At 65.0% G+C, this 25961-nt stretch carries 26 protein-coding genes, 1 tRNA gene and 1 pseudogene; 5 read left to right on the top strand and 23 right to left on the bottom strand.

The features are described 5' to 3' along the window. Positions 1–43 precede the first annotated feature (43 nt). The 4 genes from hemC to hemA are packed head-to-tail and all read right to left on the bottom strand — an operon-like array spanning position 44 to position 3928. The gene (hemC, locus tag IEX61_RS07025; protein ID WP_188817307.1) at positions 44–970 is read right to left on the bottom strand and encodes a hydroxymethylbilane synthase; all 927 of its coding nucleotides are present in this window, start codon (positions 968–970) and stop codon (positions 44–46) included. Positions 971–973: 3 nt separating this feature from the next. Then, positions 974–1678, bottom strand: coding sequence for a precorrin-2 dehydrogenase/sirohydrochlorin ferrochelatase family protein (locus IEX61_RS07020; RefSeq protein WP_188817305.1), 705 nt, complete (start codon positions 1676–1678; stop codon positions 974–976). A 12-nt stretch (positions 1679–1690) separates the two neighbouring features. Then, on the bottom strand, positions 1691–2512 hold the full coding sequence (locus IEX61_RS07015) for a cytochrome C assembly family protein (RefSeq protein ID WP_054673236.1): 822 nt from the start codon (positions 2510–2512) through the stop codon (positions 1691–1693). 42 nt (positions 2513–2554) lie between these two features. Beyond that, a complete protein-coding gene (hemA, locus tag IEX61_RS07010) occupies positions 2555–3928 on the bottom strand; it encodes a glutamyl-tRNA reductase (protein WP_188817303.1) in 1374 nt (457 codons plus the stop codon). A 194-nt stretch (positions 3929–4122) separates the two neighbouring features. On the opposite strand from hemA, the gene IEX61_RS07005 reads away from it, so the two are divergent. Further along, a complete protein-coding gene (locus IEX61_RS07005; protein ID WP_188817301.1) occupies positions 4123–5094 on the top strand; it encodes a DMT family transporter in 972 nt (323 codons plus the stop codon). A gap of 20 nt (positions 5095–5114) precedes the next feature. Next, a complete protein-coding gene (locus IEX61_RS07000; protein ID WP_188817299.1) occupies positions 5115–5612 on the top strand; it encodes a hypothetical protein in 498 nt (165 codons plus the stop codon). 54 nt (positions 5613–5666) lie between these two features. On the opposite strand, the gene IEX61_RS06995 is transcribed toward IEX61_RS07000, so the two are convergent. Next, positions 5667–6422 carry a sporulation protein gene (locus IEX61_RS06995; RefSeq protein WP_188817297.1) on the bottom strand — a complete coding sequence of 252 codons (756 nt, stop codon included), beginning with the start codon at positions 6420–6422 and terminating at the stop codon, positions 5667–5669. Positions 6423–6940: 518 nt separating this feature from the next. On the opposite strand from IEX61_RS06995, the gene IEX61_RS06990 reads away from it, so the two are divergent. Further along, positions 6941–7141 (top strand): amidohydrolase family protein, encoded by a 201-nt coding sequence (locus tag IEX61_RS06990; RefSeq protein WP_083462895.1) that lies wholly within the window; start codon positions 6941–6943, stop codon positions 7139–7141. Positions 7142–7383: 242 nt separating this feature from the next. On the opposite strand, the gene yihA is transcribed toward IEX61_RS06990, so the two are convergent. The 15 genes from yihA to rph all read right to left on the bottom strand — a co-directional run bounded on the left by yihA (position 7384) and on the right by rph (position 22407). Next, positions 7384–7989, bottom strand: a complete 606-nt coding sequence (gene yihA / locus IEX61_RS06985; protein WP_054670179.1) for a ribosome biogenesis GTP-binding protein YihA/YsxC — start codon at positions 7987–7989, stop codon at positions 7384–7386. After that, on the bottom strand, positions 7958–10417 hold the full coding sequence (lon, locus tag IEX61_RS06980; protein ID WP_083462894.1) for an endopeptidase La: 2460 nt from the start codon (positions 10415–10417) through the stop codon (positions 7958–7960). The genes yihA and lon overlap by 32 nt, the downstream gene beginning before the upstream one ends. Before the next feature lie 36 nt (positions 10418–10453). After that, a complete protein-coding gene (lonB, locus tag IEX61_RS06975) occupies positions 10454–12172 on the bottom strand; it encodes an ATP-dependent protease LonB (protein ID WP_083462893.1) in 1719 nt (572 codons plus the stop codon). 138 nt (positions 12173–12310) lie between these two features. Continuing rightward, positions 12311–13588, bottom strand: coding sequence for an ATP-dependent protease ATP-binding subunit ClpX (gene clpX / locus IEX61_RS06970; protein ID WP_054670171.1), 1278 nt, complete (start codon positions 13586–13588; stop codon positions 12311–12313). A gap of 21 nt (positions 13589–13609) precedes the next feature. Beyond that, on the bottom strand, positions 13610–14191 hold the full coding sequence (gene clpP / locus IEX61_RS06965) for an ATP-dependent Clp endopeptidase proteolytic subunit ClpP (RefSeq protein ID WP_054670168.1): 582 nt from the start codon (positions 14189–14191) through the stop codon (positions 13610–13612). 98 nt (positions 14192–14289) lie between these two features. Continuing rightward, on the bottom strand, positions 14290–15582 hold the full coding sequence (tig, locus tag IEX61_RS06960; protein ID WP_054670166.1) for a trigger factor: 1293 nt from the start codon (positions 15580–15582) through the stop codon (positions 14290–14292). A 90-nt stretch (positions 15583–15672) separates the two neighbouring features. Further along, complete coding sequence (locus tag IEX61_RS06955) at positions 15673–16761, bottom strand: tetratricopeptide repeat protein (RefSeq protein ID WP_188817295.1); 1089 nt, start codon at positions 16759–16761, stop codon at positions 15673–15675. Positions 16762–16801: 40 nt separating this feature from the next. Further along, positions 16802–17206 carry a DUF3054 domain-containing protein gene (locus IEX61_RS06950; protein ID WP_054671988.1) on the bottom strand — a complete coding sequence of 135 codons (405 nt, stop codon included), beginning with the start codon at positions 17204–17206 and terminating at the stop codon, positions 16802–16804. Positions 17207–17247: 41 nt separating this feature from the next. Continuing rightward, a complete protein-coding gene (locus IEX61_RS06945; protein WP_054671991.1) occupies positions 17248–18264 on the bottom strand; it encodes a cytochrome d ubiquinol oxidase subunit II in 1017 nt (338 codons plus the stop codon). A 12-nt stretch (positions 18265–18276) separates the two neighbouring features. Further along, positions 18277–19602 carry a cytochrome ubiquinol oxidase subunit I gene (locus IEX61_RS06940; protein WP_188817294.1) on the bottom strand — a complete coding sequence of 442 codons (1326 nt, stop codon included), beginning with the start codon at positions 19600–19602 and terminating at the stop codon, positions 18277–18279. A 223-nt stretch (positions 19603–19825) separates the two neighbouring features. Next, positions 19826–19948 (bottom strand): sporulation histidine kinase inhibitor Sda, encoded by a 123-nt coding sequence (sda, locus tag IEX61_RS06935; RefSeq protein WP_157057786.1) that lies wholly within the window; start codon positions 19946–19948, stop codon positions 19826–19828. Between the two features lie 374 nt (positions 19949–20322). After that, positions 20323–20399, bottom strand: a tRNA-Arg gene (locus tag IEX61_RS06930). 62 nt (positions 20400–20461) lie between these two features. Continuing rightward, positions 20462–20977, bottom strand: coding sequence for a metallophosphoesterase (locus tag IEX61_RS06925; RefSeq protein WP_188817292.1), 516 nt, complete (start codon positions 20975–20977; stop codon positions 20462–20464). Beyond that, positions 20955–21578 (bottom strand): XTP/dITP diphosphatase, encoded by a 624-nt coding sequence (locus IEX61_RS06920; RefSeq protein ID WP_188817316.1) that lies wholly within the window; start codon positions 21576–21578, stop codon positions 20955–20957. The genes IEX61_RS06925 and IEX61_RS06920 overlap by 23 nt, the downstream gene beginning before the upstream one ends. Then, positions 21571–22407 (bottom strand): ribonuclease PH, encoded by an 837-nt coding sequence (gene rph, locus IEX61_RS06915; protein ID WP_188817290.1) that lies wholly within the window; start codon positions 22405–22407, stop codon positions 21571–21573. Before rph ends, IEX61_RS06920 begins: the two co-directional genes overlap by 8 nt. Positions 22408–22571: 164 nt before the next feature. Between rph and IEX61_RS06910 the strand changes: the two genes are divergently transcribed. Further along, a complete protein-coding gene (locus IEX61_RS06910; RefSeq protein ID WP_054672276.1) occupies positions 22572–23045 on the top strand; it encodes a DUF2935 domain-containing protein in 474 nt (157 codons plus the stop codon). A 75-nt stretch (positions 23046–23120) separates the two neighbouring features. Here the strand turns inward: IEX61_RS06910 and IEX61_RS06905 are convergent, their stop codons facing one another. From IEX61_RS06905 to IEX61_RS06895, 3 genes are all read right to left on the bottom strand, one after another. Continuing rightward, entirely contained in the window at positions 23121–24200 is a 1080-nt protein-coding gene (locus tag IEX61_RS06905) for a GerMN domain-containing protein (RefSeq protein ID WP_054672273.1), read from the bottom strand. 99 nt (positions 24201–24299) lie between these two features. After that, positions 24300–25121, bottom strand: coding sequence for a glutamate racemase (gene racE / locus IEX61_RS06900; protein WP_054672270.1), 822 nt, complete (start codon positions 25119–25121; stop codon positions 24300–24302). Positions 25122–25167: 46 nt separating this feature from the next. Next, the gene (locus IEX61_RS06895; protein ID WP_054672268.1) at positions 25168–25626 is read right to left on the bottom strand and encodes a MarR family winged helix-turn-helix transcriptional regulator; all 459 of its coding nucleotides are present in this window, start codon (positions 25624–25626) and stop codon (positions 25168–25170) included. A gap of 197 nt (positions 25627–25823) precedes the next feature. Between IEX61_RS06895 and IEX61_RS06890 the strand changes: the two are divergent. Next, positions 25824–25961: pseudogene (locus IEX61_RS06890) on the top strand (IS256 family transposase); the annotation flags it as partial.

Below are 25961 nucleotides of genomic sequence, written 5' to 3'. Positions count from 1 at the left end.
GCCGTCGCCGCCGCGGAGACCGCTTGCTCCGTTCGCACGTCGCTCATTGCTGACTCCCCTCTCCCACCTGCTCCAAAAGGGCGTCGCCGCCGCGGGCGAGGATGCGCTCCGCCGCGGCCACGCCCACCTCCTCGGCTTCTGTTCCGTCCGCCGTCTCCACGATCAGGCGCGAGCCGTCCGGCGCGCCGACAAAGCCGGTCAGGCGCACGCGGTCGCCCTCGACCACGGCATGGGCCCCGAGGGGCACCTGGCAGCCGCCGTTCAAGCGGTGCAGGAAGGCCCGCTCGGCGCGCACCGCCCGCTCCGTGTCGCGGTCGTTGAGGCGGGCCACCAGCGCGAGCACCTCGTCATCGTCGGCCCGGCACTCCACGGCGAGGGCCCCCTGGCCAACGGCGGGGATGACCCGCTCGGGGGGCAGGAATTCCGTCACCCGGTTGAGCCAGCCCATGCGCGCCAGGCCCGCCGCGGCGAGCACGATGGCGTCAAAGTCGCCCGCCTCCAGGCGCTTGAGGCGCGTGTCGACATTCCCGCGCAAGGGCACCACGCGCACGTCGGGCCGCCACGCGAGGAGCTGGGCGGCGCGGCGCAGGCTGCTCGTGCCCACCACCGCCCCGGCGGGCAGCTGCTCGAAGCGGCGCCCGTCGCGGGAGATGAGGGCGTCGCGCGGGTCTTCCCGCGGCGGAACGGCGGCGATCACCAGGCCGTCGGGCAGCTCCGCCGGCAGGTCTTTTAGGCTATGTACGGCCAGATCGGCTTCCCTGTCCAGGAGCGCCTGTTCGATCTCCTTGACGAACAGGCCCTTGCCGCCGATTTTGGACAGCGTCACGTCGAGAATGCGGTCGCCCTTCGTGACGATCGGCTGCACGGCAAACGCGTGCCCGGTGCCGAGGGCTTTCAGCCGCTCGATCACCCACTGCGTTTGCGTCATGGCCAGGGCGCTGCGCCGCGTCCCCACGACAATCCTTCGCATCGGTCATCCTCCGTTCTCGGCATCGCGCGCCACTTCCGCCGCATCCGCCGGCACCCGTTCGCCGGCCGGCCCGAGCTCCGCGTCGACGCACGCCTTGGCCCGCGCCAGCCACGCGTCGGCGTCCTCGGCGAGGGCCGCCGCGCGCCAGGGGTCGTCGGCAAACCGGGCGAGGAGGGCGCGACGCGTCGCCTCGTCGGCCACGCGATCCTGCACGTAGGCGCGAAGGGCGGCGAGGTTGGCCACGTACCCCGCATAGGCGTCGCCGTAGCGCGCCTCCAGCTCACGGCGGATGCGCCGGGCGAGCGACGGGCTGGCCCCGCCGGTGGAGACGGCCAGCACCAGGTCGCCGCGCCGCACCACCGACGGCACGAAGAAGGTGCACCGCTCCGGCTGGTCGACGACGTTCACCCACACGCCGTGCCGCTGGGCCGCCTCGCTCACCCGGGCGTTCACCTCGGGCCGGTTCGTCGCCGCCACGACGAGGGCCATGCCGGAGACGTCGTCCGGTTCGAAGGGGCGCGCCAACCAGCGAATCGCCCCCCGCTCGGCAAGGGTCCGCAACGCGTCCGTTGCCGCCGGGCTGACCACCGTCACCCGCGCCTCGGCGGCCAGGAGGCCGTGCACCTTCCGTTCCGCCACCGCGCCCCCGCCGACGACGAGGCACGGGCGGCCCTGCAGGTTCAAAAAGACCGGATACAAGGGCGGCATGCCCGTCGCCTCCTACAGCCACAGGTGGAACGAGGAAAAGGCCGCCGACACGAGCAGGTTCACCAAGACGGCGACAAAGGCGATCAGGTTCCACTCCGCCAGGCGCTTGGCCGGCCACTGGTGGCGCAAGCGGCGAACCAGATACGCCACGTACATCGCCAACACGGCCAGCGAGGCCAGCACCTTCGGGTCGAGCCAGAAGTTTCCGGGTATCTTCCAGTATGCCCAAATGGCCCCGAGGATGAGGCCAAGGAGAAAGAGCGGCACGCCAACGGCCACCAGGCGAAAGGCAAAGCGGTCGAGAACCTCAAGGCTGGGAAAGCGCCACAGGCGCGGATGCCAGTCCTTGCGTTTTAGCATGCGGTCGTGCCACAGGTACATCGCCGAGAAGATGGCCGACAAAAAGAAGGCCACGTAGCTGAAAAAGGCCATGCTGATGTGCAGCCACAAGAGGTTGGAGCGCAGGTGCTCCAAGCCCTCCGGCGTCGTCTCCTGCGGGGCGAAAAGGCTGAAGGCCAAAAAGGCGAACCCGACCACATTGGCGAAAAAGACGAACAAATCGACGCGGTAGAACCAGTTGAGCACGAGCGACAGGCTGACCAGCATCCAGCTGAAGAAAAAGAGGGTGTCAAACAAGGTGACGAGGGGCAGGTACTGCTTCTCCCACGCCCGCCCCAGAAAGAAAAAGGTCATCAGCGTCCAAACAGCAGAAAGCAACCCGAAGGCAAAGCGATTGGCCTTCCGGTTGCGCTGCAGAAAATCCGAGAAGTACGCCAGCACACTGAGGGCATAGATGGTCAGGATGGCGTCGTACAGCCAGCTGAGCCCCAACATGGCGACCGCTCCTTTATCGCGTGGCGGCGGGAGACGCGCTTCTCACGGCCGGAGGGGAAGTTCCAGAGCCTCCACCGCCGGAAGCCGGCCGCGCGCGGCGTCGGCTTCCGGCCGCCTACAGGCGGTCTCCTGGGCCTGACGCGCGGCAAGGGCCTCTTCCAGGGCGAAGATCGTGGCAAACAGCGCCTTGGCCTCTTCGGCGTTGGGCTCGGCGGCCAGCTCCTTGATGCGCAGGATGGGGTCGCGCAGCAGCTGGTTGACGATGCTCTTCGTCTGCTTGCGGATGACGCGCAGCTCCTGCTCGGAAAGGTGCGGCAGCTTCTTCTCGATGCGCTTCATCGCCTCGTCCTGGATCGCCAGGGCCTTCTCGCGCAGGGCGGCGATGAGCGGCACGACGCCCAGGGTGTTCAGCCACTTGTGGAACGCCTCCAGCTCCTCGGCGATCATCGCCTCGATCTTGCGCGCCTCCTTCTCGCGCTCGCGCAAGTTGGCCGCCACGACGCCCTTGAGGTCGTCGATGTCGTAGAGGTAGACGTTGTCCAGCTCGGCGATGGCCGGGTCGAGATCGCGCGGCACGGCAATGTCAATGAGGAAGAGCGGCCGCCAGCGGCGCTGGGCCATCGCCGCGGCGACGTCGGCCTTCGTCACCACGTAGCCCGGCGCGCCGGTGGAGCTGATCACAACGTCGGCCCGCACGAGCACCTCGGGCAGCGCGTCGAAACCGTAGGCCTCGCCGTCGTAGGACGCGGCCAGCTCCCGCGCCTTCTCCACCGTGCGGTTGACGACCATCACCTGGCGCGCCCCGTTGGCCAGGAGGTGCTTGACGGTCAGCTCGCCCATCTTGCCGGCGCCGATGATCAGCACGCGCTTGCCGGCAAAGGAGCCGAACACCTTCTTCCCCAGCTCGACGGCGGCATAGCTGACCGACACGGCGTTGTGGTTGATCTGTGTCTCGGCATGGGCGCGCTTGGCCAGCGTGATGGCCTGCTTGAACAGGGTGTTGAAGACCGTTCCCGTGGCGCCGGCCTCGAGCGCCGCGTAGTACGCCTCGCGCACCTGGCCGAGGATCTGCGTCTCGCCCAACACGAGGGAATCGAGGCCCGCCGTCACCCGGAAGAGATGAACGACGGCCTCGTCATTGGCCTTCACGTACAAGTAGTCGACAAATTCCTCCTTCGGCAGGTTGAACTGCTCGCTCAAGAAGCCCTTGATGAAATGCTCGCCGGTGTGCAGCTGGTCGACGACGGCGTACACCTCCATGCGGTTGCAGGTGGAGAGGATGACGCCTTCGAGGACGCTCTTCGTATTGCGCAACACCGGCAGGGCCCGATCGCGGTGCTCCGGCGTAAAGGCCAGCTTTTCGCGCACGGCGACCGGCGCCGTCTTGTGGTTGAGGCCAACCACCAGGATGTGCATAGGGTTCACCCGCCTTTGCTGGCACAAAAGCGCAAACGCTGTCGATCCTAGTCTCTCACATCATCGTCATTATAACACGTTGTCCGCCGGCAAACGGAAGGCAAATGTGAACAATCCCGGACAGTTGCCCGGGCCGCGTGGTATAATGGTTCCGTTGTAACACGATTCTGGCAACGAAAGGCGGGAAGCCCAACATGCGTAAGTGGGCAGCCGATGCCGTGCTCCTCGGTGTGGCCTTCGTGTGGGGGGCCACGTTCGTGCTCGTGCAGAAAGCCATCGCGAAACTGCCGCCCTTCAGCTTTCTGGCCGTCCGCTTCGCCCTGGCGGCGGTATGCCTGTGGGCCATCGGGCGGCTGCTGCGGCAGCGGGTACGCCTCACCCGGCGCAGCCTGGCCGCCGGAGCGGTGCTGGGCGTGTGGCTCTTCGGCGGCTATGCACTGCAAACCCTCGGCCTTCTGTGGACCACGCCGGCGCGGGCCGGTTTCATCACCGGGCTCTCCGTCGTCCTTGTGCCCCTGTTCAGCTGGCTGATTTTGCGCCATCGCCCCTCCCCTCCGGCGTGGGTCGGCGCCGTGCTGGCCGCCGCCGGGCTGTACCTCCTCTCCGGCGCGGGGGAAGAGGCCTTCCGTTCAGTTGAAGAAGGAAGCGAGGCGGGGCTCTTTGCGCTTGTCTCCGGCGGCGCCTGGAACCGCGGCGACGCCCTCGTGCTCTTGTGCGCCCTCTGCTTCGCCCTGCAGATCGTCTACACCGGCCGCTTTGCCCCGCGCCACGACGCCCTGGCCCTCGCCGTGGTGCAGATCGCCACGGTGTCCCTCCTCAGCTTCGTCGCCGCCCTCGTGTGGGAAGACCCGGCCCGCATGGTGTCCCCCGCCGTCTTGGCCAGCCGCGACGTGGGGCTCGCCCTCGTCATCACCGCCGTGCCGGCCACGGCCCTCGCCTTCTGGGCGCAGACGGCCTTCCAGCAATACACCACGCCGGCCCACGTGGCCCTCATCTTCGCCACCGAACCGCTGTTTGCCGCCCTCACGTCGTACCTGTGGATCGGCGAGGTGCTCGGTCCCCTTGCCCTCGTCGGCGGCGCGCTCATCTTCGCCGGCATGGTGCTGGCCGAATGGCCGACGCGGCCGCGCACGCAGCAAGCCGCGTCCGCGCAGCCGCCCCGCTGACAAACCGGAGGTGATCGCCGATGCCCAAGCGCCCGAGCGGACGTCGCTTCCTCCTCGGCGGCTCGGCCCTGTTGTGGACCGGGCTGACCCTGCTCAACCGCCAACTCCACCACCCCGTCCTCGACGTGGTGCTCAGCCCTTCGGCCCTCCTTGCCGCCCTTGGCGCCTACTTTGCCTACACCGCCCGGCAGCGACGCGACGCCAACCTGCTCATCCCCGGCCTGCTCCTTCTCGGCTTTGGCCTCTTGCCCCTGGCCAACGCCCACCTGGGGGCCGGGCTGCGCGCAGCCCTCGTCGAACCCCTGATCGTGGCGACGGCTTGCTTCGTCGCAGCGTGGGCCACGCGGGCGCCCCTCGTGTGGGCGGCAGCGGCCGTCATCGGGGCGAGCGCCGCCCTGCAGGCCGCTGTGGACGCCCGCCTGCTTCCGCCGCTCGACGCCCTCGCCACGCTCCACCGATGGTGGCCGGCGGCGGCCATGGTGGCGGGCGGGTACCTCCTCCTCAGCAGACGGAAATGAACGCCCCTGTGCGCGAGGGCCCGCTTTCCAAAAAGAAAAAGGGGACGCCTCCCCTTACACGAGGTCGCGCAAATGGCGTTCGAGAAAGGCGCGAATCGTTTCCGCCGCCTTGTCTCTGGACGCCAGCTCGGTGGCGGTAAAGCGGAAGCGCCCCTTTTTCTCATCCAGGTCCAGCTCATCGGCGATGAGCCCGAGCAGGCCTTTGTTTTTCTTGTCGATCTCAAAATACCCCTCCACGGCGGTCTGGGTTTTGCGCGGATCAAACTGGAAGACCAGCTCGTCGAGCTGCCCGCGCAGCCACGCGGTAGGGGAAAAATCGAAGATCTGATAGCGCCCGGTGTACGCTTCCCGCCTCGGCACAAACCCGAGCAGCGCAAACCCTTCGAGAAAGTTCTGCAACAGCCCTGTGGGCAACACCGTCACCGGATCGCGGTCCTTCGCATCGAGGGCGGCGTCGATCTCCAGGTTGGTGGCGAAAACGTATCGGGTGGTGACAGACGAGACGGGAATGCCCGTCGGAATCGCGAACGCAAACGGATAGGTCTTCGTTTCCCCCGGATGGAGGACGAAGGCGTCGCTGATCGTCTGGCGCGCCACCGTCTCCCGCACGTGGCGCACGGCATCGTCCACTTCGTACTGCGACGTGACGACGAGATCGACTTGGATCCCTTCGATGGCCTGCTCCACCTCGCCGCCGGTCACAACCAATTCGCCCCGCACGGTTTCGCCCATGCGCACCGTGTCCGTTTCCAGGACCAGGTCAATCGTGGCGGCCCCGATGCCGATCTTGGACAAGAATTTTTTGAACATTTCCCTCACCTCTTGTTTCCAGCATACCGGCGGATGGGAAAAAAATCAAGGCGCGCGGGAGGGAACGTTCATGCGCTGGATCCGTGGACAGCTCGTGCTGCCGGACCGGATCCTCCCCGATGGCGTCGTGGTCATCCGGGACGGGGCGGCGGGGCCGACTTTGCCGACGGCACGCTCGACGCCGTCCTCACCGCCTGCACCACCCACGCCCGCCACGGCACCACCGGGCTCCTCGCCACCCTCGTCTCGGCGCCGGAGGACGGGATCCTGCAGGCGGGCGGGCTTCCCGGGCCCGACGGTCCCGTCTGGCAGGTGACCCTGGCCCCGGAGCTCCCTGGAGCCCTGGAGGTGATCGCGCACCTCGCCGCGCAGGGGGTGGTGGTCTCGATCGGGCACACAAACGCCACCGCTGCGCAAGTCGACGGCCTCCATGTCTCCCCCCTGGCCCTGCGCCTGGCAGTGGCGGCGAAAGGAAGCCGGGGCCTTCACCTCATCACCGATGCCATCCGGGCCGCGGGATGGCCCACATGGTGCACCGGGTGGGCCTTCCGCTCCCTGCGGCCGTGGCCATGGCCAGCCTCGTCCCGGCGCGGAAGGTGGGCTTGGCTGCGCGCAAGGGAAGTCTCGCCCCGGGAAAGGACGCCGACATCACGGTGCTGGACCCCGACCTCCGCTGCGCCTTCACCCTGGTGGGCGGCCGGCTGGTCTACGAGCGGTAGAGAAGGCGCCGAGGACAAACGCCCCGTACGATGCCACCGGACTGATCAACACTCGGGTTGCGCATGGTAGCCCCCTAGCGGTCCAGCGCATGCTCATGCCCAGAAGCTGCGTCCCGCTGGACCGGTCAACCTGTAAGCCCCATCACAAGAAAAGGCCCCTTCCGCTCCTCTGCGGAAAAGGGCCTTTTCCGTTCGCACCACCCGCTGCGTTTTCGGACAAGTCGAACCTGCTCCCTCTTCCCCTACACCACCGGCGGCTTGAAGGCGTCGACCCAGTCGAGGAGGAGGCCCCACACCTTGTCCTTGCCTTCCCCCGTCTCGGCCGAGAAGACGACCACGGGCACCTCCTCGTTCAGGCCGAGCCCCTCGCGCACCGCCTTCACGTGCTTGGGCCACTGGCCGCGCGACACCTTGTCGGCCTTGGTGGCCACGACGACGGTGGGGAGGCCGGCATGGCGCAGCCAGTCGGCCATCAGCTTGTCGTCGGCCGTGGGCGGATGGCGCAGGTCGACGATGTGGACGACGCCGACGAGAAAGCGGCGGCTGGTCAGGTACTCCTCGATGAACGCCGCCCACTTCGCCCGCTCCTCCTTCGACACCTTGGCGAAACCGTAGCCGGGAAAGTCGACAAAGTAGAAGCGGTTGTTGATGCGGTAGAAGTTCAGCGTGCGCGTTTTCCCCGGCGTGGAGCTGGTGTGGGCCAGCTTGTGGCGGTTCACCATCTTGTTGATGAACGACGACTTGCCCACGTTGGAGCGGCCCACCAGGGCGATCTCCGGGAGCCGGTCCTTCGGGTACTGGTCGGGCGAAACCGCGCTACATGCGTACGCTGCCTGCGTCACCTTCACGTCCCGCATCCCCCCGCTCCAGGACGGCCGCAGACGGTACCGCCGCCTCCGGCTTCTCCTCGCCGTCATCGGCGCGCTCCTTCAGCCACGCCGGCGGCGCCACGACCTCCTCCTTGAGCGCCACCTTCAGCACCTCGTCCATGTGCTCGACGAGGACAAAGCGCAGATCGGCGCGCACCGTCTCCGGCACGTCGTCGAGGTCTTTCTCGTTTTCCTTGGGCAACACCACCGTCTTGAGCCCCGCCCGGTGGGCGCTCAGCACCTTCTCCTTCACCCCGCCGATGGGCAGGACCATTCCGCGCAGGGTGATCTCCCCGGTCATGCCCACCTCCCGCGACACGGGGCGACCCGTCAAGGCCGAGGCCAGGGCCGTGGCGATGGTGATGCCGGCCGATGGGCCGTCCTTGGGAATGGCCCCCTCCGGCACATGGATGTGGACGTCCGTCTTCTCGTGGAACTCGGGGTCGATGCCGAGCACTTCCCACCGCGAGCGGATGTAGCTGAAGGCCGCCTGGGCCGACTCCTTCATCACGTCGCCGAGGTGGCCGGTCAGCGTCAGCTTGCCCTTGCCCGGCAGCACCGACACCTCGACCGACAGCGTGTCGCCGCCGGCCTCGGTCCAGGCCAGCCCGGTGGCCACGCCCACCTGATCCTTTTTCTCCGCCACGCCGTAGCGGTACTTCGGCTTGCCGAGGTACGTCTCCACCGTGTTCGGCGTGACGACGACGCGCTTCTTCTCCCCGCTCACGATCAGCTTGGCCGCTTTGCGGCACAAGGTGGCCAGCTGGCGCTCCAGGTTGCGCACGCCGGCTTCGCGCGTGTAGCGGCGGATGATCTTCATCAGGGCCTCGTCGTGCACCTGGAGCTTGTCTTTGCCCAGCCCGTGCTCCTTCATTTGCTTGGGCAAGAGATAGTCGCGGGCGATGTGCAGCTTCTCCACCTCGGTGTAGCCGGAGAGGTGGATCACCTCCATCCGGTCGAGAAGAGGACGGGGAATGGTGTGCGTCGTGTTGGCCGTGGCGATGAACATGACCTGCGACAGGTCGTAGGGCTCCTCGATGTAGTGGTCGCTGAAGGCGTGGTTCTGTTCGGGATCCAGCACCTCGAGAAGCGCCGCCGACGGGTCGCCGCGGAAGTCCATCGCCATCTTGTCGATCTCGTCGAGCAAAAAGACCGGGTTGACCGTGCCGGCGTTCTTCATCCCCTGGATGATCCGGCCAGGCAGGGCGCCGACGTAGGTGCGCCGGTGGCCGCGGATCTCCGCTTCGTCGCGCACCCCGCCGAGGGAGACGCGCACGAACTTGCGGCCGAGGGCGCGGGCAATGGAGCGGCCGAGGGACGTCTTCCCCACCCCCGGCGGTCCGACGAGGCAGAGGATCGGCCCCTTCAGCTTGCCGACGAGGTTTTGCACGGCCAGGTACTCGAGAATGCGCTCCTTCACCTTTTCCAGGCCGTAATGGTCTTCGTTGAGCACCTTCTCGGCGTGGGCCAGGTCGAGGTTGTCCTCGGTGCGCTGCGTCCACGGCAGGGCGAACAGCCAGTCGATGTACGTGCGGATGACGGCGCTCTCCGCCGACGTGGCCGGCATCTTTTCCAGCCGGTCGATCTCCTTCTCGATCTTTTCCTTAATATTCTGCGGTGCGTCGAACTTCTTCAGCTTCTCGCGCAGCTCCTCGATTTCGCCGGCCCGCCCTTCGCGCTCGCCGAGCTCGCGCTGGATGGCCTTCATTTGCTCGCGCAGGTAGTACTCCTTCTGCGTTCGCTCCATCTGCTTCTTGACGCGCAGGCCAATCTTGCGCTCGAGCTCGAGCACTTCCCGCTCGTTGTTGAGGATCTCCAGGAGCTTTTCCAGGCGCGCCTTGACGTCGACCGTCTCCAGGATGGCCTGCTTGTCGCGGATCTTGAGGGCCATGTGCGAGGCGATGGCATCGGCCAGCCGGCCGGGTTCGTCGATGTCCATCACCGCCGTCAGCGTCTCCGGCGACACCTTGCGCGACAGGCGGATGTACTGCTCAAAATGGTTGAGCGCCGTGCGCATGAGCGCTTCCGTCTCGTTGTCCTCCACGTCACGCTGTTCCTCGATCTCTTCGACGCGCACGGCGAAGTACGGTTCCTCCTGCTCGTAGGAAAGAATCCGCGACCGGCGCAGCCCTTCCACGAGCACGCGGATCGTGCCGTTGGGGAGCTTCAGCATCTGCTTGATGTGCGCCACCGTGCCCATGCGGAAGATGTCGTCCGGCGTGGGCGTCTCCACATGCATCTCTTCCTGCGTGGCGAGCACAATCAAATTGTCCTCCACCATCGACCGTTCAAGGGCTCGCACCGACTTTTCACGCCCGACGTCGAGATGGAGGACCATCGTGGGGAACACCACAATGCCCCTGAGCGGCAGCAGCGGCAACACGCGCGGCTCCTTCCTCGTTCCCATGGCACGCACCTCCGTTTCGCTGCCTATCATTGTAGCTCATGACGGATTCGTTTGTCTAACCGCCTCGCAGGAGAACGAGGCCGCCGCGCCAGCCGGGATGGGCTCGGCCACGCGCACCGGCTCAGGCCGCTCAAGCTCCGGGGTCTCCCCAAACACCTGTTCCAGCACCTCGTCCACCTCGTCCACCGGAATCACCTGGATGTCCGGCCATTCGGCAAACAGGGCCTGGTCGTTTTCCCGGGGAATGAACACCCGCTTGGCGCCGGCATGGCGCGCCGCGTCCACCTTGGCCACGATGCCGCCCACCGGCTTGACCTTGCCGTGGATGCTCACCTCGCCGGTCATCGCCGCGAGGTTGTCGACGGGCCGCCCGGTGAGGGCCGAATAGATGGCCACGAGGATGGCAATGCCGGCCGACGGACCGTCGACGGGCACGCCGCCGGGGAAGTTGATGTGCAGGTCGCGGTCCTGGGGGCGGAGGCCCCGCTTGCGCAACACGGTGAGCACGTTCTCCACCGAGCTCCGCACCAGGCTCTTGCGCTTGAGCACACGCGCGCCGCCCCCGATCTCCTCCTCGTCCACGACGCCGGTGAGCGTCACCACACCGCGCCCCTTGCGCGAAGCCGGCAGCACCGACACCTCCACTTCCATCAGCGCGCCGGCGCTCGGCCCGTAGACGGCCAGACCGTTGGCCACGCCGACGAGCGGACGGTCGGACACTTTGCGCTCCGGCCGCGGCGACAGCTGGCTCATGTGGATCACCCATTCCACGTCGCTGCGGGTGACGCGTCTGCGCCCCTCGGAAATGGCCAGCCCGGCGGCGATCTGGAGCAGGTTGACCGCGTCCCGCCCGTTGGCCGCGTAGCGGGCAATCAGCTCCACCGCCTCGTCGTCGCCGTCCACGTCGATGCGCGCCAGGGCCCCGCGCACGATGCGCACCACTTCGTCATGGCGGAGCGGGCGGAAAAAGATCTCCACGCAGCGGGAGCGGATGGCCGGCGGGATCTCCTCCGGCAGGCGGGTCGTCGCCCCGACCAGGCGGAAGTCGGCCGGAAGCCCGTTCTGGAAGATGTCGTGGATATGCTTGGGGATGTTTTCGTTCTCTTCGCTGTAGTAGGCGCTTTCCAAAAAGACTTTCCGGTCTTCGAGCACCTTGAGCAGCTTGTTCATCTGAATGGGATGGAGCTCGCCAATCTCGTCGATGAACAGGATGCCGCCGTGGGCCTTTGTCACCGCTCCGGGCTTCGGCTGGGGGATGCCGGCCACGCCCAGGGCACCGGCCCCCTGGTAGATCGGGTCGTGCACGGAGCCGATGAGGGGATCGGCGATGCCGCGCTCGTCAAAGCGGGCCGTGGTCGCGTCGATCTCCACAAACTTGGCGTCGGGGCGAAAAGGCGACTGGGGATTCTGCTTGGCCAGCTCCAGCACGACGCGCGCCGCCGCGGTCTTGCCCACTCCCGGGGGCCCGTAGATGATCACGTGCTGGGGATTGGGCCCGCACAAGGCCGCTTTGAGCGCCTTGAGCCCCTCTTCCTGACCGACGATCTCGTCAAAGGAGCGCGGCCGGGCCTTCTCGGCGAGGGGCTCGGACAGGGAAATCTCGCGCAGCCGCCGAAGCTGCTCCATTTCCTTGCGCGATTCGCGATCGAAAGCCGTGCGGCTGGTGCGCTGGTTTTTGAGCAGATTCCAGAAGTACAAGCCGATGACCACAGCAAAGAAGACCTGCACCAGCGTCAGGACGAGCGTCCACTCCATCGGGCTCCCTCCTCGGCGTCTCTCCATGGCGCCGTCCGCAAGCTAGGTGTAGTATTGCCGAGAGGGGGGGCACCTAAACGAACGGCTGCCAGGTGTTCCCTGGCAGCCGATTGGACTGGCTGGCACCGGTGGTAAGGATCAGGCGCTTTCCTCCTTGGCCGCAAAGTCGGTGAGGATGCGGCCGTCCTTGGCGATGAGGCGCGGCGGCACGCGGTGGAGGACCGTCTCCTCGGTGACGATCACCTTGGCCACGTCGTCGCGCGAGGGTATCTCGTACATCACGTCGAGCATGATGCCCTCGATGATCGCCCGCAGGCCGCGCGCGCCGGTGTTGCGCTTGATGGCCTCCTTGGCGATGGCCCGCAGCGCTTCCGGCGTGAACTCCAGCTCGACGCCGTCCATTTCCAGGAGCTTCTGATACTGCTTCACCAGGGCGTTGCGCGGCTCGGTGAGGATGCGCACGAGGGCGTCCTCGTCGAGGGGCTCCAGCGTGGCCACCACCGGCAGGCGGCCGATGAATTCGGGGATCAGCCCGAACTTCAAGAGGTCCTCGGGCATGACCATCGACAGGATCTCGCCCTGGGAGAGGTCCTTGCCGCCCGTGGCCACATCGGCGCCAAAGCCGATCATCTTCTTGCCGATCCGCCGCTTGATGATCTGCTCCAAGCCGTCAAAGGCCCCGCCGCAGATGAACAGGATGTTCGTCGTGTCGATCTGGATGAACTCCTGGTGCGGGTGCTTACGCCCGCCCTGCGGCGGCACACTGGCGATGGTCCCCTCGAGGATCTTCAGAAGGGCCTGCTGCACGCCCTCGCCGGATACGTCGCGCGTGATCGACGGGTTTTCCGACTTGCGGGCGATCTTGTCGATCTCGTCGATGTAGATGATCCCCTTCTCCGCCCGCTCCACGTCGTAGTCGGCCGCCTGAATCAGCTTGAGGAGGATGTTCTCCACGTCCTCGCCGACGTACCCCGCCTCGGTGAGCGACGTGGCGTCGGCGATGGCAAAGGGCACGTTCAGGATGCGCGCCAGCGTCTGCGCAAGGAGCGTCTTCCCGCTCCCCGTCGGCCCGATGAGCAGGATGTTGCTCTTCTGCAGCTCGACATCGTCAAACTTCTGCGCCGTGTGGATGCGCTTGTAGTGGTTGTACACGGCGACGGAGAGGGTCTTTTTGGCGTGCTCCTGGCCAATGACGTACTCGTCGAGGAACTTGCGGATTTCGTGGGGCTTGGGCACCTCGGTGAGCTCCAGCTCCTCCTCGTTGCCCAATTCCTCCTCGACGATTTCCGTGCACAGCTCAATGCACTCGTCGCAAATATAGACGCCAGGACCGGCCACCAGCTTGCGGACCTGGTCCTGGGTTTTGCCGCAAAAGGAACACTTCAGTTGGCCTTTTTCGTCGCCAAATTTAAACATTGTCTCACCTCTTGCGTATGCTCATCGCGGGGTGATGACCTCGTCGATGATCCCGTACGCTTTCGCCTCCTCTGCGCTCATGAAGTGATCGCGATCCGTATCCCGCTCGATCTTTTCCAAGGGCTGCCCGGTTCGCTCGGCCAGGATCCGGTTCAGCCGCTCCTTGGTCTTCAAGATCCAGTCGGCGTGGATCTTGATGTCGGAGGCCTGCCCGCGCACACCACCGAGCGGCTGATGGATCATGATCTCGCTGTTCGGCAGGGCGAACCGCTTGCCCTTGGCACCGGCCGCAAGCAGGAGCGCACCCATGCTCGCAGCCATGCCCACGCAGATCGTCGACACGTCCGGCTTTATGTATTGCATGGTGTCGTAAATGGCCAGCCCCGCGGTCACCGAACCGCCGGGCGAGTTTATGTACAGGTGGATGTCCTTTTCCGGATCTTCCGCCGCGAGGAACAAGAGCTGCGCCACCACCAGGTTGGCCACATCGTCATCGATCGGCGTGCCGATGAAGATGATGCGGTCCTTGAGCAGCCGGGAGTAAATGTCATACGCCCGCTCGCCGCGGTTCGTCTGTTCAATCACCATCGGTACGAGGTACATGCTCACATCGCCCCCTTGGTGCATATGAGGGAAAAACAAGGCACGTTGGAGAGCCCACCGTGCCTTGTTGGATTGTGCGCATGGGTGTTTCTTCTAGTTTATGCCACCGCACGGCTGTTTGCAACCAGAAAATCGATGGTCTTGCGGATCCGCAGTTCGTCTTTCAGCGCTTCGCGACGGTGCGGATCCTCATACACCTTCTTCACCTGCTCCACCGGTTGCGCGTAACGCTCGGCAATCGCCGCGATCTCCTTCTCGATGTCCTCGTCGGTCACGGCGATGTTCTCGGCCTTGGCAATCGCCTCGAGAACGAGGTACGCGCGCACGCGCTTGGCGGCGTTCTCCCTGAATTGTTCCCGCAACGCCTCGCGCGTTAAACGCGACATGGCCAAATAGCGGTCCAGGGTCAGGCCCATGAGGCGGAGCTGGAAGTCGAAATCGCGCACGAGGTTGTCGATCTCCCGCTCGATCATGACGTCCGGAATCTCCACCTCGGCGTTCTCGGCCGCCTTTTCCACCACCGTGTCGCGCTTGTACTGCTCCTCGTTGCGGCGCGCTTCTTCCTCCAGCTTTTTGCGCAGGTCGGCCTTCAGCTCCTCGAGGGTTTCAAACTCGCTGACGTCCTTGGCAAACTCGTCGTCGAGCGCCGGCAGGTTTTTGCGCTTCACTTCGTGGAGCTTCACCTTGAAGGTGGCCGTTTTTCCGGCCAGATCGGCGTTGTGGTAGTCGTCCGGGAAGGTGACGGTGATCTCCTTCTCCTCGCCGGGCTTCATGCCGACAACCTGCTCCTCGAAGCCGGCAACCAGCGTGCCGGACCCCAGTTCCACCACGTACTTCTCGGCCTTGCCGCCCTCAAAGGGTTCGCCGTTCAAGAAGCCCTCAAAATCGAGGGTCACCACATCGCCGTTTTCCGCCGCGCCGTCTTCCACCGCTTCCAGGGTGGCGTTTTTCTCCTGAAGCTCCTTAAGCCGGGCTTCCACATCCGCGTCGGTCACGGCAAAGGATTTGACCGGAATCTCCAAGCCCTTGTATTCGCCCAGCTTCACGTCCGGCTTGACCACGACGGTCGCCTTATAAATAAACGGTTTCCCCTTGCCAATCTGCTCAATGTCAATCTCTGGCGGCGCCACCGGCTCGATGCCCGTCTGCTCGACGGCTTGGGGGTAGGTCTCTTGCAAGAGGATGTCCGCCGCGTCTTGGTACAGCACCTCGACGCCAAAGCGGGCTTCAAAGATCGGGCGCGGGACCCTCCCCTTGCGGAAGCCGGGAACGGTCACGTTGCGCACCACTTTTTTAAAGGCCTTGTCCAGGGCCGCGGCCACCTGGGCCTCGTCCACTTCGACGGTCAGCACGCCGCGGCTGTTTTCGGTTTTCTCCCACGTCGCCTTCATGCCTGGTTCCCTCCTCAACAACGCTCCAACCGTAACGGATCAGTGCGTCGGTTGCAACCACTTTATTATAAACAAAACATTCGGGTCCGATCAATGAACCGGACGGCCATTGCCGGTGGCGCGGAGCACGCGGTCGAGATCCCGGCACGCCCGGGAGACGGCCTGCGGCGAGACGCCGTAGCGGGCGGCAATCTCCTTGCGCCGCACCGCCATGGCGAAAAAGTTGGCCGTCATCACGTGCAACGCCGCGGCCCATACCGTTGGCTTGCGGCGCGCCGGTGCGAGCGGAAACAGGGCCAGGCGGTACTCCATCCACAGGTGGTAGGCAAACCGCACGAACGCGGGATCCTCATGATACCCGTGATGGGACAAGCGCGCGTACACCGCGCGGTCGCGTTCGTCGAGGTCGTCCCACGCCACCGGCGCCGCCGCGATGTCGACGGACCAGGATCGCCCGAATTTTTCCATCTGCACGACACCGCGCTCGCCGCGCGCCTTGAGCACCGCCAGGGCAAGGGTTTTGACGACCGGATCGCCGGCGTGAAAGCGCAAAAAGCGCACGAGCGCCGTGGTGACGGCCTCGTCGTCCAGGTGCTTCAGCTGCTCCAACGCCGCAAGCTGCCGCTCCCGGCCGGCCGCAAACAGCTCGGCCACAAGCCGCTCGCGGTAAGTGGGATCGGCCGCCGCCCGCTCCCGAACGCGCGCCGCGATGCCCGAACGCGCATCGCCGCCCGGCAGCTCGGCGCCGCCGGTCTCCTGCACGGCCTGGGCGCACAGAACAAGCAGCTCCTCAAACTCCCGCGCCGCCGTCGGCGATACGGCGTCGTCGTCGAGCACGGCCAGGAGATGGTGCATCGCTTCCTCGTACCGCCCCAGTTGGAACAGCGCCGCCACATGCAGCCGCAACGCCTCGTAGGGGTTCCCGACCGCATCGAAGAGCAGGGCTTCCGTCTCGCGCACCGCGTCCTCGAACCGCCCCAGCTTCAAGAGGGCCAGGGCACAGCCGAACCGCGCCGGCGCGCTGCTCGGGTCGAGGCGCGCCGCCTCCCGAAAGCAGCGATACGCCTCCTCGTCGTCTCCCTCCTTCCCGGCCCGCACCGCCTGCTCGAGGAGCTGGCGCACCGCCCCAGGCAACACGACCACGTTGTCGGACGGCCTTTCCCACCGTTTCCGTTCCATGCCCCTCGCCCCGTTTCGCCTCAAGGTTGGCCCTTCCCATTTATCGCCGCACCGGCCGCAGAACGAGCGCCCAAAACACCAGCCGCCAGACCACCATGAGCACCCAGACCGTGATCAGCGTCACGACAGCAAAACTGGGAATGATGGCGTGGCCGACCAAAAGGGCGCGGAACACCAGGCCCGCCACGCCGGCCACGAGCCAGATGCCCGTCACCCGCTTCACCGTCCCGCTCGCGGTGCGAAAAGCCTCGAGCCGAAACGCCTTCAGCGCCGCGCCCACCACCAGCCAGGCGGCGAGAAACGGAAACGCCGTTTTGAGCACCTCGAGCGCGCCAAGCGACAGGCCATGGCTGGCGCGCCCCCACACCGAAAACAGCAAAAACACGGCCACGTCGCCGGCCACCAATAGAGCCTGCGCCACCGGCCGCGATGGTTTCACGCGCATCTCCCTCTCCCTCCGTTTCCCCATCTTCCACCACCGCCGTCTTACGGCCGCAACCCCTTCACGTACCGGGCATCGAAAAGGAACAAGCGCAAAAGCAGCCACAGCGACGGGATGAGCAGCGCCAACCCCCCGACAAAGGCGGCGATGAGGGCCTGGCCCATTGCCGGGCTGGTTACGCTGCCGGTGATCGTCACGTACGGGTACAGCAAATACGGCAGGTGCGAGACGCCGTAGCCAAAAAAGGCAAAGGCATACTGCAGCATGACGAAGAGAAACGCCATGCCGTAGGCTTTGCGGCGCATGAGCAGCCCCAGGGCGACGAGGAAGCAGCCCATCGACGCGACAAACATCCAGCTTACGTCTAGCATAGCATGAAAATGCTGCGGATTGTGCTCCCGCAACGTGACAAAAACCAGAAAACCGGCAAAGATGGTGGGCAGGCTCCAAAAGAGGGCAAAAGAGCGAAGCACCTCAAGGGCTTCCTGGTCCTCGGCCCGGCTGGCGTAATACGTCAGAAACGACGCACTGATGAACAGCACGCTGACGAGGGCAAGGAGCACCACTGACCAGGAATAGGGGCTCGTCAGCAGTTCGTTGGCCAGGAACACAACACGGCCGCCCTGTTCGATGATAAAGCCGCCTTCGGAGATGGTGAGCACCGTCGACAGCGCGGCGGGAATGAACAGCCCGCTCATGCCGTACAAGAACAGAAACAACGTGCTCTCCCGCGCGCCGTAATTGGCAAAGGCGTAAAAGGACCCGCGGATGGCGAGCAGAATGAGGGCCACGCTTCCGGGGATGAGCAACGCCTCGCCGTAGTAGTACGCGGCGTCGGGGAAAAAACCAACCAGCCCGACGAGGAAAAAGACGAGAAAAACGTTCGTCACCTCCCACACCGGCGACAGATAGCGGTCAATCACGTCGTTGATGACGGCCCCCTTCCCGGTCCACTTGCCATAAAAGGAAAAAAAGCCGGCGCCGAAGTCAATGGAGGCCACGATCAGGTATCCGTACAGAAAGACCCACAACACGGTAATGCCGACAAGGGCCAGGGACATCCGACCACCCCCTCACAGGATCACGCGCCGCTCCTCGAGCTCCGCCTCGAGCGGTTTGTTGCGGAACAGGCGCAGGAGCACAAACGCGGCCACCGCCGCTAGAACGATGTAGAGCAGCGAAAAGAGGACAAGCATCAGCCCGACGCCCTCGCTCGTGGTGACGGCTTCTGCCGTTTTCATGTACCCGCGCAAAATCCACGGCTGGCGCCCCACCTCGGCGTAGATCCACCCCAGCTCGATGGCCAGCATGGCCAGCGGTCCCCCCCACACAATGAGGCGCAAGACCAACCGCGGCACCGCGCGCTTGCGCCAGATGTAGCCAAAGTAGGCGATGGGCACAAGCACCGTGTAAAACCCGATGAGCACCATCGCGTCGAACACGTAGTGCACGAACAAAGGCGGCCACTGCTCGCGCGGGATGGCGTCCAAACCCGTCACCACCGCATCGGGATGGCCGTGGGCCAGGATGCTCAGCGCCCACGGAATGCGCAAGGCGTACGCCACCTCGCCCGTTTCGGGATCGAGCACACCGCCGACAATCAGCTCGGCGCGGGGTTTTGTTTCGAAATGCCATTCCGCAGCGGCCAGCTTTTCCGGCTGGTGTTCGGCCAAGAATTTTCCCGACCAGTCGCCGGCCACCACCGTCGCCACAGCAAACACCAGGCTGGCGGCCATGGTGAAGCGCAGCGCCTTGCGATAGTAGGGGTGGTCGCGTCCCTGGAGCAAGCGGAAGGCGGCGATGGAACCCAAGAGAAACGCCGACGTCAAATAGGCCGACGCGAGCACGTGGGCCACTTTGGACGGCGTGGCCGGGTTCCACATTGCCGCCCACGGGTCGACGTCAACGAACTGCCCGTTCTGCAACGTAAACCCCTGGGGCGTGTTCATAAACGCGTTCACCGTGGTGATGAAAAAGGCCGACGCCGACGAGCCGATCACCACCGGCAGCGTGAGCAGCCAGTGCACGATCGGGCGAAAGCGGTCCCACGTGTACATGTAGATGCCGAGAAAAATGGCTTCCAGAAAGAAGGCGAAAATCTCCAGGAACATCGGCAGGCTGATCACATGCCCGGCCGCCTGCATGAACCGCGGCCACAGAAGCGACAGCTGCATGCCGATGCACGTGCCCGTCACCACCCCCACGGCGACGGTGATGACAAAGCCGCGCGACCAGCGGCGGGCCATCAGCACATAGTGCGGGTCCTTTCGCCGAATGCCGACCCACTCGGCCAGGGAGATCATCACCGGAACGCCCACACCCAGCGTGGCAAACACGATGTGAAACCCGAGGGTGACGAACGTGAGCAACCGGCTGTATAGCAGGGTATCCCCTTCCATGGTGCAGCCTCCTCTTGCGGCGCACAGATGCGGCCTTCTGCCCGTTGGCACCGGTACCAGTACCATTGATATCCTTCCGGCCGACGATGTATTCAGCGCATAGGACACCCAACAAAAAAACGGGACGTTGGCGGATCGCCCTGGTGAAAACAGACGTCGCCACATCCCGTATCCGGAAGGGGGCAAAGCGGAACAGGCGGCTACGCGCACGCTCCGGATCCGCTCATTGGAGCAGGCCCCGTCGACGAATCTCGTCCCCCAGCAGTTGGATAAACAGCAGATCCAGTTGCAATTCGATGGCTTTCTGATACGCCTCCAACAAGAGGTCGTCCGGTAAATCGCGCATCCCCGTCACCCCCATGTCGGCTCGCGTGGATTCGCGGTGTTCCTATGGTAGCACGCCCCCTCATTCCCTTCAAGGTGAACGGTTATTCACAAAAGCTGTGGAAAGGCCTGTGCATCACCCGTGAACAACGGGCCGCCGCGCGCCCGTTCTCCCCGCGTTGGCCGTCCACACGAGCCTGTGGGCAATGTGGAAAACGTTATCCACAAGGGCAAAGGCGGCGAAGATTGTCGAAAAATTTTCGTGATGGCGCATCCGATCCGCCCGCCTCCACGCTGGCCGAAAAGGAAAAGCCCCTCACACCGCGCAGCGTGAGGGGCGACGCTTCTCGATTGGAAAACACGACTATCGGTTTCCAATAAAAAGAAGAATATGTATGGCGTCCCAGGAGGGATTCGAACCCCCGACCGACGGCTTAGAAGGCCGCTGCTCTATCCAGCTGAGCTACTGGGACGCGTCATGAACGGATGACGGAGACGCGTGCCGTAGCTATTTTAGCATCATTCCACGGAATCCTCAAGGCGTGGGGGAAAGATTGAACGTGCCGCCGAGTTCGTCAACGGCCATTCCCTTCGCATCGTAAAAGGTGACCCGGACGGTTGTCCCTTCGGCCTCCAGAACCGCGTAGGTGGGCCGGGGGAATCTCCGCGGAGCGGCCAGGCTTCCGGGGTTGACCAGCAGCACGCCGTCTTCCATTGTGGCCAGGGGGACGTGCGAATGGCCAAACAGCACCAGGTTCGCCCCAACTTCCAAGGCGCGGTATTTCAGGGGCAAAAGGGTCTCCTTCACCCGATAGCGGTGGCCATGGGTGAGGAGAACACGAAAACCGCCCCACGCGACCACCTGCTCCTCGGGCACGTCGCGCGCCGCGTCGCAGTCGCCGCGCACGATCCCGGTGGGGGCAAACGGCAGCTCCGCCCGGTCGCAGCAGAAATCGCCGCAGTGAAAGATGGCCGAAAACGACGTCCCGTCAACCACATCGCGCAACTCACGGGTCATCCCGTGCGTGTCACTCAGCACCAGGGCCCGCATGACCGCACCACCCCCGTTCGATGAGCAAGGCTTTGAGCCGCCGCAGCGCCTGGCCGCGGTGGCTGATGGCGTTTTTCTCCTCCGGCCTCAGTTCGGCCATCGTTTTGCCCCTGCCCGGAAGGTAAAAGAGGGGATCGTAGCCAAATCCCCCCGTACCGCGCGGCTGTTCGGCGATCCGCCCTTCGCAGACACCTTCCACCGTCACCGTCGGCATGCCGGGAGCCGCGAGAGCCAGCACGCAGCGGTAGCGCGCCGTGCGCCGCTCCGCCGGGACGCCCGCCAGCGCGGCGAGGAGCTTTGCGTTGTTGGCCGCGTCGCTTGCCCCTTCCCCGGCGTAACGCGCCGAGAAGACACCCGGCGCCCCGCCCAAGGCGTCCACCTCAAGCCCCGAATCGTCGGCCAACGCGGGCAACCCGGTGAAGCGGGCGATGGTCTCCGCTTTTTTCACGGCGTTCTCGGCGAAGGTCCGCCCGTCCTCCTCCACCTCCGGCGCGCCGGGCACGTCGGACAGGCTCCGCACCGTCACGCCCAGATCGGCGAGCAGCGCCGCCATCTCCCGCACCTTTCCCGGATTGCGCGTCGCCAGCACCAGCTCATTCAGCCGGAACATGGCCCGCCGCCTCCGCACCGGCCGCCTCCGTCATCGAGGTGTCCGCCTCCCCGGCCGGTTCCGCCGCCTCCTCCGCCGGCGGCTTCACCCCGACCAGGTCGGCCAGCTCGCCAAGGATCTGACGCTGCACGGCCACCAGTTCGCGAATGCCCTTTTCGGCCAGGGTGATCATCCGGTCCAGTTCCTCGCGCGAGAAGGTGGCCTCCTCGCCCGTGCCCTGCACTTCCACCAGCTGGCCGGAGCCGGTCATGACGATGTTCATGTCCACCTTCACCTGGCTGTCTTCCGCGTAGCACAGATCCAGCAGGAGCTCCTCGCCCAAGACGCCCACGCTCGTGGCGGCGAGAAAATCGCGGACCGGCAGATAGGGCACCTCCCCCGCCTGACGCAGCCGGTCCATGGCCAGCACCATGGCCACGAAGGCTCCGGTGATCGACGCCGTGCGCGTGCCGCCGTCGGCTTGGATCACGTCGCAGTCGATGATGATCGTTCGTTCACCCAGCGCTTCAAGGTCCGCCACGGCGCGCAGCGCACGTCCGATCAGCCGCTGGATCTCCATCGTGCGGCCGCTCACTTTCCCCTTGGTTATGTCCCGCGGGGTCCGCTGCTCCGTGGCGCGCGGCAGCATGGCATACTCGGCCGTTACCCAGCCTTTTCCCGTCCCGCGCACGAACGACGGCACCTTGTCTTCCAGCGTCGCCGCACAGATCACCTTCGTGTCGCCCACTTCAATGAGCACCGAACCCTCCGCGTACTTGAGGTAGTGCGGCGTGATGGTTACGGGTCGCAACTCGTCGGCTTTTCGCCCATCTACTCGCATCGTCCGCTTTCCTCCTGTGCCGGTCAGCGTTTCCTGACCATTATAGCATAGCCGGTCGCCGTCAGATCAAATCGCACCCGGCAGGTGCACCTCTTTTCGCGCGCGGCAATAGACTGAAACCGTCGATACGCACATCCCGCCGCCATGGAAGGAGGAGGGGAGTCTTGCGGTTCGTCTACGGTGAGAAGATGCCGCTGCGCATCTTGGACGAAGCCGAGTTTTGGAAACGCCAGGAGGCCGAGCACACCGTCGTCATCCGCGAGCTCGTGCCCAATCTGGAGCCACGGTTCGTCGACGCGCTCCGCGCCTGGGAAGACGCCTTCGCGCAAACCGAGGGCGTGGTGCGACGGTACCTGGAAACGGTCATTCGGCTGAAACGCCCGATTCCGCCAGCCGTCTGGCGGCAGGTGCTGGCCCTCGTCGACTTCGCGCTGCGCCAAAGCAAACAGTTTGTCGCCTTTTTGGGGCGGCTGGCCAGGGAAAGCGAGCCGATCCGCGCCAATCCCGTCGCCGTCGTCGTCTTGAACCATATCCGCCGGGAGTCGGAGTACTTTATCGGCATCGCCCAGACCATTCTGGCCGGCCGCTGGAGAGGGCCATACGGCTCCTCCTCGTGCCGGGCATCGCGCGAGGCGTAGAGGTGCGGGATCCACACAAAAAGGCCGGAATCCCCTGAGCGGGATTGCGGCCTTTCGTCCTTACGCAGGAACGCTTCATCGAGTTTCGGTCGTCAACGGGTTGACCATCGCCGGACGGGCCACCGGCTTCGACAGGTCCATCGCCGCCGCCTTAACCCCCGCGCTCTTGCCGTTCACCTGGATGAGCACCTGCTGGGCCCCGGTCGTTTCCGTCAGCGACAGCACGATGGACTGGATCGCCTCGGGTGACGCCCCCTTCTCGCTGAAGGCGAGCAACTTGTCGTCAAAGTTGGCCACGGCCACCCCTTTGTCCACATGGACCCCGAGAACGCGCGTGGAGGGAAGCAGGGCGCTGTACAAGCCCGACTCCTGGCGCGGCCCGAGAATCAGCTGCTCCAGCGTAGCGCGCGCCAAATCCTCCGTGCGGGGGATGCCGCGCGTGATCGGTACGAAGTACGACCCCTTGCCCGACGGGGTGTCGGCCTGGAAGTAGAGGGTAACGTAGGACGCGCGCCCCGGCTCCACGTTGTCGGCCAGCTCCAGATTGATGCCGTCGGCGCGGCTGAGCGGGGCGTTGACCGGCGTTCCGCCCACCGGCATGACGTTCAGCGGCTTGCCCTCAAGCCAGATGACCACGCGCTGGACGTTGTCAAACTCGGTGAGCGTCCAGGTGACAGCCTCCAGAATTTTGCGCTCATCCTCCGGCGGATATTTGGCAAATTCCTTCGAGAAATCCACAGTGGCCACGCCGTCCTTAATCGACAGCCCGAGCACCTTCGTCCCTTCCGGCAGGACGGCCGAGAAACCTTCAGGCAGAAGCGCCTCGACCGGGCCGCCCTTCACCATGTAGGTCAGCACCTGCTTGGCGTACTCGTTCCCCTCCGGCTTGGGCAAGCGGAGCGCCCACGGAACGATGTAGCCTTCCGGGCTCTTCAGGTACACCACTTGGGTGATCTCGCCCGCCGCCGGCGTCGCGCCTTCCCCCACGGGCGGATCGGGGCTTACCTCGTTATCGCCGTTTCCCTGAGGATTTGGCGGTGGATCGATGGGCGCAGACGATTCATTGGGGCCGAACAGGCCGCATCCGGCCACAACCAGCATCAGGATGGCAAGTACGGCGGCCACAACGCCCCCCTTCGTGCGGAAACGAACCATGGCGTTCCCTCCTCGCAGGCTTGGTTACTCCCATGTATACGAGCCTGCGGGACGGAAATATGCCTCCGTTGTCCGGCCCGTTCCGCATCCCCAGCACCGTTATGCCGGCGAGCGCGCCAGGCTCATCGAGGGTGACGTGTGCCGCACGTCAACGGGAAACCCGAACCACTCTTCCGCAATGCGGCGAAACAGCGCCGCGTCTCCCGAGGTGAAAAAGCGGTGCCCGTCGTCTGCGGGCACGTTCTCGGCCAAGAGCCCGCGGTGGGCGAGAATGGCGCTGATCTCGCGCGCGGTCTCCTCCGCCGAGTTGATGAGCGTCACGCCGTCCCCCAGAACGTCCTGGATCACCGGCTGCAACAGGGGGTAGTGCGTGCAGCCCAGGATGAGCGTGTCGATGCCCGAGCCTTGAAGCGGTTCCAGAGCCCGCTCCACCGCGGCCCGCGCCGCTGGGCCTCGCAGCACGCCCGATTCGACAAGCGGCACCAGTTCGGGACAGGCGTGGCTGACGACCGTCACCTGGGGATTGACGCGCAAAATGGCCGTTTCATAGGCACGGCTGCGAATCGTGCCGATCGTGCCGATCACGCCGATGCGGCCGTTTTTCGTCGCTTTGATTGCCGCGCGGGCTCCCGGCTGGATGACGCCGACGACGGGAACGGGAAGGCGCTCCTGCAGCGTCTCCAACGCCACCGCCGTCGCCGTGTTGCACGCGATGACGAGCAGTTTCAGCGGGAACTGCATGAGAAACGCCACAATCTCTTCGGCAAACCGCCGGATCTCCCCAGCCGGACGCGGACCGTAGGGACACCGCGCCGCATCGCCAAAATAAACGATCCGCTCGCGCGGGAGCTGGCGCAGGATCTCCTTGACGACCGTTAACCCGCCAACACCGGAATCGAAAACGCCGATTGCAGAACCCATACCGCGTCTCCTTCTTTCTCGGGGTGTACCGTATCGTATGTCGCCGTCAGGTTCCCGCACACTTCTCCATTGTCTCGTTCAGCCGGGTGAGGGCGCGGCGAATCTCCCGCACATCGTCCGGCGGGACGTGTGCCAGCACCTCGGCCAGGTACTCCCGCCGGCGCTTGAGCACCTCCTGGATGATTTGGCGGCCCTTGTCGAGCAGGCGAATGCGCACGACCCGGCGATCGCTCTGGTCGCGCACCCGTTCAACCAGTCCGTTTTTCTCCATGCGGTCAACGAGGTCGGTGATCGTGCTGCACGCCAGGTACATGCGGTTCGACAGCTCGCTGATCGTCAAATCGCCGCACTCGTCAAGCCATAGCAAGGCGTCAAACTGGGGCGGCGTGATGGGAAAATGATTCAGGATCTCCCGCCCTTTTTGCTTGACGATGCAGCTCATGTGGCGCAACAGGCGCTCGATTTCGTACACGTCTTCGCAATCGTGCCGGAAGCGGCCGCTCATTCTTTTCCTCCCGTTTGGTTTGGATGGTTCATACCTCGTTATTATAGCAAAAACAAAAGGAGCCCGATGCGGGGCAGTTGAGTCCATATTCTTGTGTAAAAAGGACTCTCTGAAAAAAGTTAGAGAGCCATTTCCAATCCCCCTCGGTTAGAATGGAGCTTGAACCCACAAAAAACAAAAAGGGAGAGGGGATCGAAATGGCTCACTATCAGATTACCGTAGATGCACAGCTTTTGCATCAACTTTTTCTCCGCGACACGAAAGACGATTCGCACGCCAAGCTCCTGGAGTCCGTCTTGAATCAAATTTTGCAAGCTCAGGCCACGGAGCAGCTG

It is taken from the genome of Calditerricola satsumensis (assembly GCF_014646935.1).
In the GTDB taxonomy this organism is placed as follows: Bacteria; Bacillota; Bacilli; order Calditerricolales; family Calditerricolaceae; genus Calditerricola; species Calditerricola satsumensis.
This window is presented reverse-complemented; position numbering and strand designations above follow the sequence as displayed.